Origin of the sequence: Psychromonas sp. L1A2 (assembly GCF_009828855.1) — a bacterium.
Lineage (GTDB): Bacteria > Pseudomonadota > Gammaproteobacteria > Enterobacterales > Psychromonadaceae > Psychromonas.
On record NZ_WUAG01000001.1, the window covers coordinates 387,097 to 401,506 of the forward strand.

At 36.8% G+C, this 14,410-nt stretch carries 14 protein-coding genes; 10 read left to right on the plus strand and 4 right to left on the minus strand.

The annotated features are described in order from the left end of the window. Positions 1 to 12 precede the first annotated feature (12 nt). Complete coding sequence (locus GQR59_RS01605; RefSeq protein ID WP_160060411.1) at positions 13 to 516, plus strand: TRAP transporter small permease subunit; 504 nt, start codon at positions 13 to 15, stop codon at positions 514 to 516. A 12-nt stretch (positions 517 to 528) separates the two neighbouring features. Continuing rightward, positions 529 to 1,821 carry a TRAP transporter large permease gene (locus tag GQR59_RS01610; protein ID WP_160060412.1) on the plus strand — a complete coding sequence of 431 codons (1,293 nt, stop codon included), beginning with the start codon at positions 529 to 531 and terminating at the stop codon, positions 1,819 to 1,821. 900 nt (positions 1,822 to 2,721) lie between these two features. Here the strand turns inward: GQR59_RS01610 and lipA are convergent. The 4 genes from lipA to GQR59_RS01630 all read right to left on the minus strand — a co-directional run bounded on the left by lipA (position 2,722) and on the right by GQR59_RS01630 (position 5,899). Beyond that, complete coding sequence (gene lipA, locus GQR59_RS01615; protein WP_137297521.1) at positions 2,722 to 3,690, minus strand: lipoyl synthase; 969 nt, start codon at positions 3,688 to 3,690, stop codon at positions 2,722 to 2,724. Beyond that, positions 3,680 to 4,333, minus strand: coding sequence for a lipoyl(octanoyl) transferase LipB (lipB, locus tag GQR59_RS01620; protein WP_160060413.1), 654 nt, complete (start codon positions 4,331 to 4,333; stop codon positions 3,680 to 3,682). The genes lipA and lipB overlap by 11 nt, the downstream gene beginning before the upstream one ends. Before the next feature lie 25 nt (positions 4,334 to 4,358). Further along, the gene (gene ybeD, locus GQR59_RS01625) at positions 4,359 to 4,628 is read right to left on the minus strand and encodes a DUF493 family protein YbeD (protein WP_160060414.1); all 270 of its coding nucleotides are present in this window, start codon (positions 4,626 to 4,628) and stop codon (positions 4,359 to 4,361) included. Between the two features lie 113 nt (positions 4,629 to 4,741). Continuing rightward, positions 4,742 to 5,899, minus strand: a complete 1,158-nt coding sequence (locus tag GQR59_RS01630) for a D-alanyl-D-alanine carboxypeptidase family protein (protein WP_160060415.1) — start codon at positions 5,897 to 5,899, stop codon at positions 4,742 to 4,744. A 388-nt stretch (positions 5,900 to 6,287) separates the two neighbouring features. On the opposite strand from GQR59_RS01630, the gene GQR59_RS01635 reads away from it, so the two are divergent. The 8 genes from GQR59_RS01635 (at position 6,288) to fliI (ending at position 14,399) form a co-directional block, all read left to right on the plus strand. Continuing rightward, positions 6,288 to 6,626: a P-II family nitrogen regulator gene (locus tag GQR59_RS01635; protein ID WP_160062322.1), complete on the plus strand. Its 339-nt coding sequence runs from the start codon at positions 6,288 to 6,290 to the stop codon at positions 6,624 to 6,626. A 30-nt stretch (positions 6,627 to 6,656) separates the two neighbouring features. Continuing rightward, a complete protein-coding gene (locus tag GQR59_RS01640) occupies positions 6,657 to 7,874 on the plus strand; it encodes an ammonium transporter (protein WP_160060416.1) in 1,218 nt (405 codons plus the stop codon). A 163-nt stretch (positions 7,875 to 8,037) separates the two neighbouring features. Then, a complete protein-coding gene (locus GQR59_RS01645) occupies positions 8,038 to 8,616 on the plus strand; it encodes a hypothetical protein (protein WP_160060417.1) in 579 nt (192 codons plus the stop codon). Positions 8,617 to 8,821: 205 nt separating this feature from the next. Continuing rightward, positions 8,822 to 9,148: a flagellar hook-basal body complex protein FliE gene (fliE, locus tag GQR59_RS01650; RefSeq protein ID WP_160060418.1), complete on the plus strand. Its 327-nt coding sequence runs from the start codon at positions 8,822 to 8,824 to the stop codon at positions 9,146 to 9,148. Between the two features lie 40 nt (positions 9,149 to 9,188). Further along, positions 9,189 to 10,898, plus strand: a complete 1,710-nt coding sequence (fliF, locus tag GQR59_RS01655) for a flagellar basal-body MS-ring/collar protein FliF (protein WP_160060419.1) — start codon at positions 9,189 to 9,191, stop codon at positions 10,896 to 10,898. Beyond that, complete coding sequence (fliG, locus tag GQR59_RS01660; RefSeq protein ID WP_160060420.1) at positions 10,891 to 11,940, plus strand: flagellar motor switch protein FliG; 1,050 nt, start codon at positions 10,891 to 10,893, stop codon at positions 11,938 to 11,940. Before fliF ends, fliG begins: the two co-directional genes overlap by 8 nt. Positions 11,941 to 12,007: 67 nt before the next feature. Beyond that, the gene (gene fliH, locus GQR59_RS01665) at positions 12,008 to 13,066 is read left to right on the plus strand and encodes a flagellar assembly protein FliH (protein ID WP_160060421.1); all 1,059 of its coding nucleotides are present in this window, start codon (positions 12,008 to 12,010) and stop codon (positions 13,064 to 13,066) included. 1 nt (position 13,067) lies between these two features. Then, positions 13,068 to 14,399, plus strand: a complete 1,332-nt coding sequence (gene fliI, locus GQR59_RS01670; RefSeq protein WP_160060422.1) for a flagellar protein export ATPase FliI — start codon at positions 13,068 to 13,070, stop codon at positions 14,397 to 14,399. The last annotated feature ends 11 nt before the right edge of the window (positions 14,400 to 14,410 follow it).

Sequence of the window (14,410 nt, forward strand, 5' to 3'; positions counted from 1 at the left end):
GAATTATCTTAAATGGAAAGTCTGCAAAACGTCTTCGATCGCTTTTCTGATGTTATCGGCAAAATAGCTGCTGCATTGATGATTTTATTATTAATTAATGTTTTTTATGATGTAGTTGCTCGTTATTTTTTCAAATCTAGTTCTATCGCTTTTCAAGAATTAGAATGGCATATTTTTGCATCAATGTTTTTACTCGGGATTGCTTATACATTAAAAGAAGAAGGGCATGTACGTGTTGATATTATTTATGAAAAGCTCAGTAATAAAAACAAAGCTTGGATTAATAGCTTAGGGTGTATTTTCTTTCTCCTCCCTTTTTGTGGTCTAGTTATTTGGTATGGCTATGACTTTACACTGGAATCTTATAGTTTGAATGAAGTGAGCGGAGACCCTGGTGGGTTATCACATCGCTGGCTAATTAAAGCAATGATCCCTCTTTCTGCTCTCGCACTTACTTTTAGTGGGTTAGGCATGTTGATAAAAAATCTTCGCTGCATTCTTAAACAAGACATTTAAAAGGGACTTTTTATGATTGGCATTATAATGTTTGGTGTGGCGTTATTGCTACTACTAACGGGTTTTCCCGTCGCATTTGTATTTGGCGGCGTAGCCTTAATTTTTGGGGTATTTGCTGAGGGTTTTGAATTATTCGCCTTTATGCCATACCGTATTATGAGCATCATGGAAAACTCGATCATGATGGCGGTACCTATGTTTATCTTCATGGGAAACGTATTACAAAAAACTAAATTAGCAGAGCAATTATTAGAAGCAATGGGGCAGTTATTTGGCCGTGTTAGAGGTGGTGTTGCAGTTTCAACTATTCTCGTAGGTTGTTTGCTAGCAGCTTCAACAGGTGTGGTTGGTGCTTCCGTTGTTGCAATGGGCGTTATTTCTCTGCCTGTTATGCTCAAGTACAACTACGATAAGAAACTTGCAACGGGCGTTATTTGTGCGTCTGGTACATTAGGACAAATCATACCTCCTTCTATTATCTTAATTATTCTTGGCGATGTAATGGGGGTACCTGTTGGTGACCTATTTAGAGCGGCGGTATTACCTGGTGCAATATTGGTTGGTGCGTTTATATTATATGTTTTAATTTATGCTTACTTTAAACCGGAAGCCGCGCCTGCATTACCTGAGTCTGAGTTTTCTGGTCCTGGAGGATTTGCACCTTATTTGGTTGCGTTTAAAGCTATTGCGCCACCTCTAGTGTTAATTTTCTCCGTATTAGGTTCAATCTTTTACGGTATTGCTACACCGACAGAGTCATCTGCCATTGGTGGTGTGGGGGCTATTTTATTAGCTCTTTTATATAAACAATGCTCATGGAAGATCTTGTGGGAATCCTCGATTGAAACGGTCAAAGTGACTGCGATGGTATTTGCTATCTTTATTGGAGCAACTGCTTTTTCAATGGTATTTTCTTATACGGGTGGTGAAGAGTTAATTGAAGAGTTAATGTTTAGTTTACCTGGTGAAAAATGGGGCTTTTTAATTATTACCATGCTGGTTATTTTAGTACTTGGTTTCTTTATCGATTTTGTAGAGATTTCATTTATTGTCGTTCCTATGCTGTACCCAATCGCTGAAATGATGGGAATTGATTTAACGTGGTTTGCTATCTTAATCGCAATGAATCTACAAACATCCTTCTTAACGCCCCCCTTTGGCTTCAGTCTCTTTTATCTAAAAGGGGTCGCCCCGCCCGAAGTCAAAACGATGGATATTTACAAAGGTGTTATTCCGTTTATTGGATTGCAGTTATTAGTATTAGCTTCAATTGTTGTTTTTCCCGGCTTTTATGGCTTCGAATAATAAGGTGAAGTTGACTAACGCATAAAGGCATTTAATGCATAAGCCATTATGATCACAATAATCTATTAATAACTCATAAAGCCTCTCTCGTAGAGGCTTTATTTATTCTCATTAACTATTTTCTTATTATATTTTAAAGTCTATTTTAAAGCATCGTTTTATAACGTTGAGCAAGTTGTAAGCATATCCACCAATAGCCGCCTTAATCGCTATCTGCTTAACCCTTATAAGAAATAGGTAACCTATAGCATACGTTGACTTACTCGTTAAACGGCTTTTTTCGTCGATTTAGATACTTATATCATCACAATAAATAGTGTATCTATTTTACTGGTTAAAGCTGCCCACTTTCTCGTTGTAAATTTCGTAAAGGGAGCCGTCATTAAAGTATTAATATCTTTTGGTTAATTCTCCGATAGACGATTAACGAAGTTAACCTTCGAAAGGTTCAATTTAAGCCTTGAATTGAACTTTTTTCCAGCGCAAAATTTAGATAACATATTTAATGTAATCGGTATTATTTGACAATACAAACACACAAGTTTTATAAACTATTTTATTGATACCTTAATCACTCGGTAACTTTTGTTAAATATTGCTCTTAAATATTTTTATTAAATATTGAAGAGTTAAATACAGAACATTAAATTTATTGAGTTCAATATTCTAATCGAAGTGTTTTATTCGATTATTATTTTTTAGGTTAGTAGGCGAATTGATAGTAGAGCTCTAAGCATCATAAGTTAAGTCTCTAAAGTATTAACTTTATTCGCGTAAATTTTTCATTGGAAGGGGTTGTTTTGATTCGAAGATATTGCGTTAATACATTTATATTTCATGGGGATTTAATATAAAAAGCCTGTTCAAAACAGGCTTTCTATAATGATACGTTCATTTATCTTATTTTACTTCTTTACCAGATGCTTGTAAGTCAGCGTGGTATGAAGAGCGTACTAATGGACCACAAGCAGCATGTTCAAAACCAACAGACTTTGCCATTTCACCTAAAGCATCAAACTCTGCTGGTGGAACGTAACGTTCAACTGCAAGATGCTGTAAGCTAGGTTGCAAATATTGGCCTAGAGTTAGCATTGTCACACCGTGAGCGGCTAAATCTTTGATCACAACTTCAATATGTTCATTAGTTTCACCCAAGCCCATCATGACACCTGATTTAGTCGGGATTGTTGGATGTTGCTCTTTAAACTTTTGTAATAGTTGTAATGACCATTTGTAATCAGCACCGGGACGTACTTGTTTGTACAAGTGTGGTGCTGTCTCTAAGTTATGGTTAAATACATCAGGTACGTCTTTCTCAAAACAAGCTAATGCTTTATCCATACGGCCTTTAAAATCAGGCACTAGAATTTCAATTTTAATAGCTGGATTCAATAGACGAATTTCACGAATACAATCAGCAAAGTGTTGTGCACCACCATCTCGTAAATCATCACGGTCAACAGAAGTAATCACTACATACTTTAGCTTCATGTCTTTTATCGTTTCAGCTAGTTTTTTAGGTTCGTTTTCATCAACAGCAAGTGGTTTACCATGGCCAACATCACAGAAAGGACAACGACGAGTACAGATGTCACCTAAAATCATAAAGGTTGCTGTACCGTGGTTAAAGCATTCATTTAAGTTAGGGCAAGAAGCTTCTTCACACACCGAATGTAATTTATTCTTTCGTAACGCAGCTTTAATTTCGTTAACGCGAGTGTTATCCGCAGCCAGCTTTATCTTCATCCAAGATGGTTTCTTTAAGATAGTGCCTTTATCAGATGGAATTACTTTAATTGGAATATGAGACATTTTATCTGCATCACGCAGTTTGTTGCCGGCTGTTAATTGGCTTGGCTTAGTGTTCATTAATGAAGCTCTCTATCTGTGTGTATTGTAAATTTTGATTTAATTTTTCAATCAATAACGGCGATAATTCTGCGACAGAAGATGTTATTCCTAGATCGCGACACTGGGTCATTTCTAATCCAGCATAACCACATGGGTTAATTTGTAAAAAAGGTGAAAGGTCCATATCCACATTTAACGCTAAACCATGAAATGAACAGCCTTTACGGATTTTTAATCCTAATGATGCAATTTTTCTTCCATCAACATAAACACCTGGCGCATCAGGCTTGGCAGTTGCGTTGACATTGTGATCGGCTAAAACATCAATAATTGCTTGTTCGATAATGGTCACTAGGCTACGTACATTAAAATCTTTACGACGAATATTAATCAGTAAGTATGCAATTAATTGGCCGGGAGCGTGGTAGGTGATTTGTCCTCCACGATCACTTTTTACGACCGGTATGTTGCTATTAGTCAGTAAATGTTCAGCTTTTCCTGCTAACCCTTGAGTAAATACAGGTGAATGCTCAACTAGCCATATTTCATCGATAGTATTTTGATCACGTTGTTCAGTGAAATTACTCATCGCTTGCCACGTTTCTTGGTAAGGAGTAATCCCTAAATAGCGAATGATTAATTTATCTTGGATTGCTGTCATTATGTTGGCTTATAAAGATGCTGGTTTATAAAATAAAACGAACATGTTCAAGTTTATTTAATTCGGTATAAATCTCTTCTATATGTTCTTTGCTATTTACAATAACCGGAACAGCTAAAGAGTGGTAAGTACCTTTAGAACTGGGTTTTACAGTAGGTGAGTAATCACCTGGCGCTATTAGCTGAATAACGCTTATAACGTCAGGAACTAGTTGTGGATGAGCTACACCCATTACTTTAAATGACAAACTACATGGAAATTCTAATAATTCATCAAATTTAGTATTTAATGCCATGCTTGCCTCCTGAGCAAAATAGACTTTGAAACTAAAAAGTGAGGTTTATCCTCACTTCAGATTATTTGGTTAATGCTATACCATCAACACTATAGGTATATATGGGGACTTTTTTAACCAAACCAACCAATAAATAACAATTTAACATAATCAATAATACGACTGAAAATGCCACCTTCTTCTACTGTTTCTAGTGCAATTAAGTCGTAAGTAGCGATAGCTTCATCACCTAAAGTATAATTTACTTGGCCAACTTTATCGCCTTTTTGAATAGGGGCACGTAGTTCATTGTTAATAACGAAATCAGCTTTTAAATTTTGAGATTGATTACGCGGTAAAGTTAATGGTGTATCTACAGGAACACCTAAACGAATATTTGCTTGTGTACCCATCCAGATGCGTTCACTCGCTAATTGATCATTTGCTTTATATGGCGTAATTGTTTCGAAAAAACGGAAACCCCAGTTAAGTAATTTTTTACTTTCCACTTTACGTGAATCATCAGAACGAGTACCCATAACAACACTGATCAAACGCATACCATCTTTTGTTGCAGATGATACTAAACTGTAACCCGCGGCACTAGTGTGACCTGTTTTCATACCATCTACATTTAAACTTTTGTCCCATAATAAACCGTTACGGTTGTATTGTACGATACCATTGTATTTAAATGATTTTTCGCTATAAATTTTATACTCGTTTGGGACGTCAGTAATAATCGCTTTGGCTAATGTAGCCATATCTTTCGCAGTGGTATGGTGTCCATCTGCGTGTAAACCGTGACTATTTACAAAGTGCGTATCATTCATGCCTAACTGTAATGCCCAAGAATTCATTAAATCTGCGAAAGCAGGCTCACTACCAGCAATATGCTCAGCCATTGCAACACAAGCGTCATTACCTGACTGGATAATAATGCCACGGTTTAAATCTTCTACTGTTACTTCTTTACCAATCTCGATAAACATTTTTGAAGAATCAGGGAAATTCTTTGACCATGCATTATTAGAAATAGTGACTTTATCAGTCAGTTTGAGGTTTCCTGATTTCAGCTCTTGTCCAATGATATAGCTAGTCATCATTTTAGTTAATGAAGCAGGCTCTAATGTTTCTTCACTATTATTTTCAGACAGTACTTTTCCAGAGTCAAAGTCGATCAGTAAATATCCTTTTGCTGCAATTGATGGAGCTTTAGGGATGATCATCGGAGCGGCAAACACATTAATACTAAATAGGAAAGTGATAAGCAGTAGGCTTATTTTTTTCATGTTACATACCTTCAAGGTTGTTAAGTCGAAAAATTGTTACGCACTATAGCAGATGAAGCTTTATTTGCTAAGGGGCTAAGTAGATTAGTTGATTAATTTTAATGCCTTTTTATATTTTTAAATAATTGTTTGGGCATTTTTATTGGCATAACAAGTTTAGGCAAACAAATATTGATTAAGTTCTATCTTGGTTTTGGAGAAGATCATTTAATTGTTACATATCAGTGCGTTCCAATTATGATTACTGCACCAAACTGGTGCGATAAAATTAATGTGAATTATAAATTTAATTGTAAGTTATTGTTATTTAATGTTTATATTTTTTGGCACGTTAGTTGTTAATAGATACACATAAACTAACGTTAATTACACCTTGAAGGAATATATGATGAAAATGTTAACCGCAATTATTAAACCATTTAAATTAGATGAAGTACGCGAAGCTGTAATGAGTATCGGCATAGCGGGTGTGACGGTTTCTGAAGTTAAAGGTTTTGGTCGTCAAAAAGGGCACACAGAGTTATACCGTGGTGCTGAGTACCAAGTTGATTTTTTACCAAAAGTAAAATTAGAAATTGCGGTTAAAGATGACGATATCGAACGTTTAGTTGAAGCTATTATCAGCGCAGCTAATACAGGGAAAGTAGGTGATGGTAAAATTTTCATTCAGCCATTAGAGCAAGTTGTTCGTATTCGTACTGGCGAATTCGACGAAGAAGCACTTTAAACCAAATTTAATAAGTTAAGGATTACTATTATGGAAACAACAGTTACAGAACTACGATTTGCGTTGGATACCTTTTATTTTTTAATATCAGGTGTCCTTGTTATGTGGATGGCAGCAGGTTTTGCCATGTTAGAAGCAGGTTTAGTTCGCTCTAAAAATACCACTGAAATTCTAACTAAAAATATCGTGTTATATGCAATCGCTTGTACGATGTTTTTATTAGTGGGTTACAACATTATGTATGTTGATAACAGTGCAGGCGGTTGGTTACCTTCTTTAGGTTCTTTAATCGGTACACAAGCTGAAGGTGCAGATCATTCTTTAGAGTCTGATTTCTTTTTCCAAGTGGTATTCGTTGCAACGGCAATGTCTATCGTATCTGGTGCAGTAGCTGAACGTATGAAGCTATGGGCATTCTTAGTGTTTACAGTATTCCTAACGGGCTTTATTTACCCAATGGAAGGTTACTGGACTTGGGGTGGTGGTTTCTTAAGCGAAGCTGGCTTTAGTGATTTCGCTGGTTCAGGTATCGTACACATGGCCGGAGCAGCAGCAGCATTAGCAGCGGTATTATTACTAGGCGCACGTCGCGGTAAATACGGCAAAGACGGTAGTGTTCATCCAATTCCTGGTTCAAACATGCCTCTTGCTACATTAGGTACATTTATTCTATGGATGGGTTGGTTTGGTTTTAACGGTGGTTCTCAACTACTAATTTCTGACGCTGAAAACGCATCAGCTGTAGGCCTTATCTTCCTTAACACTAACGCGGCAGCAGCAACAGGTGCAATCGCAGCATTGTTAGTAAGTAAATTCAAATGGGGTAAAGCAGATTTAACAATGATTCTTAATGGTGCATTAGCAGGTTTAGTTGCTATCACAGCAGATCCTCTATCTCCATCGCCACTATTTGCAGCATTGATTGGCGCAGTTGCTGGTGTGATTGTTGTTTACAGCATCATTACTTTTGATAAATTGAAAATTGATGATCCAGTAGGTGCTTTATCTGTACACGGTGTATGTGGTCTATTTGGTCTGTTAGTTGTTCCGATGTCAAATGACGGTGCATCATTATCAGCTCAGTTATACGGTGCAGCAGTTATCTTCGGATTCGTATTCGCAGCATCTTGGATTGTTTGGTATGTAATTAAAGTAACAATGGGTATTCGTGTTACGGCTGAGCAAGAAGACGCAGGTATGGATTTACACGATTGTGGTGTTGAAGCTTACCCTGAATTTAAAGACTAATTACAAATTATAACTCATACCTTAACAGTATGAGTTAATTGTAAATCAAATAAAAATCCCTATCTTATTCATTAAGGTAGGGATTTTTTTATATTAAATTTTTATGAATCAATCTAAACTCGCTTTATTGAGTGCGTACTTTTATTTTAATTAAGGAATGATTATGTCTAAAAAGTTTCATTTATTAAGTCTTTCTGCGATCGTATTGTTGAGTGCGTGTTCTAGCAGCGAACCAATCCAAGAAACAGTTGTTGGTGACATCCCAAGTTGGATATTAAACCCTCAAGTCGAAGATGGTATTGCAGTCTCTGAGTGTGTTTTATGGTCTGGTAATATGTCTATTGATAAGCAACAAGCTATTGCCAATGCACGTGCATCATTAGCACAGCGTATCGAAACACGTGTTAATGGAATGGATAAAACGTATCGAGATAAAATAGAAGTGGCTTCAGCCGCTGAATCGGGTTCCACTTTTTCTAGTGTATCTAAGCAGATTACACAACAAACATTGATTGGTACAAGTTCACTTAAAACAGATATCGTTAAAATCGCAGACAAAAATAACTTATGTGTATTAGTTGGTGTTGGACAAGAGTCGACTAAAGCTATTTTTGAAAATTTAGTCAACGCTTCTGAACGCCCTATGAATTCAGGCCAAAAAGATTTGTTATATCAAGAATTCAAAGCACAACGTGCAGATCTTCAACTTGATAAAGAATTAGAAAAAGTTAACGCAAAATAAATATTCTTTATAACCACTGTATTTTTCAAAAGACATTAACAGTTGTTAATGTCTTTTTTTTTAATTATTTTTCATATAAAACATAAGTTACCACTTTAGAGGTGTTAATGTGTTTTTTGTAATATACTCATTCAAGTCTTAAAAAAGTCAACTGGCATAGTTATTGCTATTTATTACTATCAGTGTCAAAAATAGGTTAAATACAATGAATATAAATGCTGCATCAATGTTTCAAGAGTTACAAACACAAAGCCTAGAAGCAAAAGGCTTAAATAATGAGTTAAGTTCTAAAGCGACCAATCCTGCTCCTGCTGACTTTTCTGCCATGCTTAAACAAGCAATTGATAACGTTAATGGCTTACAGCAAAGTTCGTCAGCACTGCGTAATAGTTTTGAGATGGGAGATCAGAACGTTAGTTTATCAGACGTCATGATTGCTTCTAACAAATCAGGCTTAGCATTTGATGCGACAGTACAAGTTCGTAACAAAATGGTTGAAGCCTATAAAGAAGTAATGAGCATGCCAGTTTAATCCCCTATGACTTTAAACATAATCGCCAAAAGGAAGCTCTGTGCCTGATACAGAAAATAATGCAAATTTATTGTTAGATAATAATGATAGTGCCTCAACAGCACCACAAAAAGGATCGATATCGACATTTTTCTCTAATGTGGATGTGTTGCGACAAATCAGTATGATTATTGGCTTATTAATTGTGTTAGCTATCGTTGTCATTATCTGGTCTTGGGGTAAAGAAGCAGATTATCGCCCTTTAGGTACCTACCAAACAGATGAGCTTATTTCTACGTTAGATTTTTTAGATCAACAAAAAATCCCTTATAAGCTAGAAGGGAATAATGTTTCAGTTATGTCAGATCAATATCAAAAAGTTAAACTGCTAATGACACGAGCTGGTTTGGTAAACGATAATACTGAAAATGGCGATGATATTTTATTGCAAGACATGGGGTTTGGTGTAAGTCAACGTGTTGAAAAAGAAAGATTAAAACTAAGTCGTGAACGCCAATTAGCATTAGCAATTAAAGAAATGAAAAATGTCACTAATGCTCAAGTTTTATTAGCCATTCCAAAAGAAAGTGTATTTGCACGTAAAGAGCGTCAAGCCAGTGCGACTGTTGTTGTTACTACAGCGCGATCGTATGCATTATCAGGACAAGAAGTTGATTCTATCGTTGATTTAGTTGCTTCAGCGGTACAAGGGTTATCCCCAAATAGTGTAACAGTAACCGATCAACGTGGTCGTTTATTGCATTCAGGTAGTAGTACCGGAAGCTCTGCGCAAACAAGTAAAGAATTTAGTATGCAACGTGAGCGTGAAGAAGAGTATAAATCAAAAATAGACGCTATTTTAATCCCTGTTTTAGGCATTGCAAATTATGCCTCTGAAGTTGATTTAGCCATGGATTTCACCGTTGTTGAAGAAACGAAAAAGACCTTTAATCCTTCTAACCAAGCAATACGTAGTGAAATGCTAATTGAGGATACCTCATCATTATCATCGTCTTTTGGCTCTGTTCCAGGTGCTTTATCTAACCAACCACCGGCTAATGGAGCCATTCCTGAAGAGTTGGAAGCTGCGGAAGAAAATACGAATAATAACAATAATGGTAGCTCTCGTACTGAGTCAACACGAAACTATGAAGTTGATACTACTATTACGCATACAAAACATAAAGTTGGAAAGGTAGATCGCCTCGCTGTTTCTGTGGCGCTTGATTATATTAAATCAGTCAATGATGCTGGTGAAGTCGTTTATTCGCCAAGAAGTGTTGAAGAAGTAGAAAATATTAAACAGTTATTGTTAGGTGGATTAGGTATTAATGTAGAGCGTGGCGATATTTTGGCACTGGCTTCTGTTAGCTTTAATCGCCCTGAAATGGAAGCTGTGGCTGAAGAAGCTTTTTGGGAAACGGAAACATTTCAAGGTTACGTAAGATTTGGCGGTAGCTTGTTTGTCATTATTTTGACCTTGTTATTAATTGTTCGTCCAATTATGAAAAAACTACTATATCCAGATGCGATAGAAAAAGCTGAAGATTATGAATTAGGTGGCGCAATTGGCTCAGTAGGAAATGATAATTTACAGTTATTGTCTGATGAAAATAATGAAAGTCTTGATTTCGGGATTAGTAATGGGCAAATACAATTACCTGATTTGCATAAAGATGAAGATTTATTAAAAGCCGTTAGAGCCTTAGTTGCAAATGAGCCAGGGTTGTCAGCACAAGTTATTAGAGAATGGTTGGTAGAAGATGAGTGATAACGATAAAAATAAAGAGTCAACTAAAGTAGTTACTTTTGATGTTACTGAACTAAGCGGAGTAGAGAAGTCTGCGTTATTAATGTTGAGTTTAACGCCTGCAGATGCCGCCCAAATTTTTAGGAATTTAGAGCCTAAGCAAGTACAGAAATTAGGTATGAAAATGGCTTCATTGGAAGATTCATCACAAGCTAAGGTAAGCAGTGTCCATCGTGCTTTTATCGAGGACATTCAAAAATTCAGCAACATTGGTTTAGACAGTGAAAACTTTGTACGTACTTCATTGATTGAGGCTTTAGGTGAAGATAAAGCGGGTAACTTAGTCGATCAAATTATTTTGGGTAGTGGCTCTAAAGGTCTAGATTCGTTGAAATGGATGGACGCTCGTCAAGTTGCCAGCATCATTCTTAATGAGCATCCGCAGATTCAAACCATTGTTTTATCTTATTTAGATCCAGAACAATCTGCTGAAATTTTAACGCAATTCCCAGAAAAAGTACGTTTAGACCTAATGATGCGTATTGCTGATTTAGAAGAAGTACAACCTGCCGCGTTACAAGAACTAAATGAAATTATGGAGAAACAGTTTGCTGGCCAAGCGGGCGCACAAGCTGCGAAAATGGGTGGTGCTAAAGCTGCTGCCAATATCATGAACTATTTAGATACGGCTATCGAAGGACCTTTAATGGACTCTATACGTGAGTCTGATGAAGATATGAGTCAACAAATACAAGATCTTATGTTTGTATTTGATAATCTTATTGATGTTGATGATCGAGGCATTCAAACATTATTACGAGAAGTACCACCAGATCAATTGCAATTAGCATTGAAAGGGGCTGATGAGCTACTTAAAAATAAAGTATTGGCTAATATGTCTAAACGGGCAGCTGAAATGTTGGCTGATGATATTGAAGCAATGGGACCCATTAGAATTAGTGAAGTGGAAGGTGCACAAAAAGAGATCCTCACCATTGCTCGTCGGTTATCTGATGCTGGAGAGTTAATGTTAAGTGGTGGCGGTGGAGATGAATTTTTATAATCTAACACTTTAAATAAATATTGAATCACTATTTTTAAGCATCACTTTAATGGCATAAGGTATATGAATGGCTGCTGATACAGATAAAGAATTTCAAGAATGGGTTTTACCTGATTTTGAAAACAATGACTCTCAAGATCAAGGTGAAATTGATTTATTTGGTCGGCCTGCTAGTTGGTATCACAAACAACAACCAGAAAATATCGAATCAAATGAAGAAGCGCCAAAACCGTTAACATTAGAAGATATAGAGTCAATTCGAGCATCTGCCTATGAAGATGGCTTTAATGAAGGTAAAGAATCTGGTTTTGTGAAAGGGATAGAAGATGGAACCCTACAAGGTTTGAGTGAAGGCCATGAACAAGGACTTGCTCAAGGTGTAGAACAAGGTTTAATGGAAGGTAAAGTAAAAGTAGAGGCGCAAACGCTACATTGGCAGCAGCTTGTTTCTCGATTACATAATCCACTTGAAAAATTAGATGACAGTGTTGAGTTTCAATTAATTAAATTAGCGACAAATCTTGCTGAGCAAATAGCGAGATGTGAAGTGACTGTAAATCCTAAAATTATTCTACAAGCATTAAAACAAGGCGTAGAGGCATTACCTGTTAATGAACAGATCATTGTCATATCACTTAACCCAGACGATCTTATTTTTGTACAAAATGCTTTTTCTGAAGAAGAGTGTAAAAAGAGAGGTTGGGACTTACGTACCGAGCCTACTTTGTTACGTGGTGATTGTCAGATAAATACACAAGCTTCTAGTATCGATTACACCTTCTCAATGCGAATTGAACAAGTATTAAAAAACTTCCTTAAAGAAAATTATCAAAATACGCCTGAAGTTAGTAATGATGGTGATATCAATAATGATCAACCACTTGATTATGAAATGAAAACAGAAGATGAGTTACAAGCGTTATTGGAAGCTGAAAAAGCTGCAAGTGATGAAAATATAGCTAATAAAACAGAACCTTCTGAATCTGATTCGGCTAAGGCTGAAAATAGACTAAATAACCCTGAAGTAGACTCTTTAAAGTCAACACCTTCTGAGTTAAATCAATCAGAAGAAAAACCGGATATTGATACAGGGCTTATTGCCGATACTGATACAGTGAAACGTTAATATGAACAACTTATCGCAACGTATTGCTCAATATCAAGTTGGGGAATCCATTACACATCCTGTTGTCGCAGGTAAATTGGTGCGTGTAGTTGGTCTTACTTTAGAAGCGATTGGTTGTAGTGCGGCGGTGGGCAGCATGTGTAAGGTAGAAACTAACGATGGCTATATTGATGCTGAAGTCGTTGGCTTTTCAAATGATCGATTATTCCTAATGCCTAGTGAACGTCTAACGGGTGTATTACCTGGTGCTAAAGTCATACCTCAAACAACAGAGGTAGGTATTCCGGTGGGTATGGAATTATTAGGACGTGTTTTAGATGGTATGGGTAATCCTATTGATGGCAAAGGAGAAGTGAAAACTAACTCCATGAGTGGTTACAGTAATACACGTATTAACCCGCTTTCACGTAAAGCCATTAAACAACCACTTGATACAGGAATTAAAGCTATTAATGCCTTACTCACTGTAGGTCAAGGACAGCGTATGGGCTTATTTGCTGGTTCTGGTGTGGGTAAAAGTGTCTTGTTAGGTATGATGACTCGCGGTACTAATGCCGATGTGGTTGTGGTTGGTTTAATTGGTGAACGTGGGCGAGAAGTAAAAGAATTCATTGAAGAGATTTTAGGTGAAGAAGGCCGGGCTCGTGCCGTAGTGATTGCAGCCCCTGCTGATGCTTCACCATTGATGCGTTTAAAGGGATGTGAAACCTCACTCACGATCGCTGAATATTTCCGAGATCAAGGCATGAATGTGTTATTGCTAATGGACTCGTTAACTCGTTTTGCTCAAGCGCAACGTGAAATTGCATTAGCGATTGGTGAGCCGCCGGCAACCAAAGGATATCCACCTTCAGTGTTTGCCAAATTGCCCGCTTTAGTAGAACGCGCGGGTAATGGCAATGATAATCAAGGATCAATAAGTGCCTTTTTTACTGTGTTAACAGAAGGAGACGATCTTCAAGACCCTATTGCTGACGCATCGCGAGCTATTTTAGATGGGCATATCGTATTATCTCGACCGTTAGCTGACTCTGGTCATTTCCCCGCTATTGATGTTAGTAAATCAATTAGCCGAGTAATGCCAATGGTCACTTCTGATGAACACCAAACATTAGCTCGTGTACTGAAACAGGCATATTCTTTATATGAAGAAAATAAAGAGCTAATAACGATCGGTGCTTATTCACGTGGCAGTGATCCTCGTATTGACAAAGCAATTCTTATTAAGCCTAGGTTGGATCACTTCTTGCAACAAGGAATGAAAGACAGTATTAGTTACAACGATTGTTTGACACAGCTTGCTGTATTAACGCAGGAGTTTGTAAATAGTTAAAGGAATTAAAC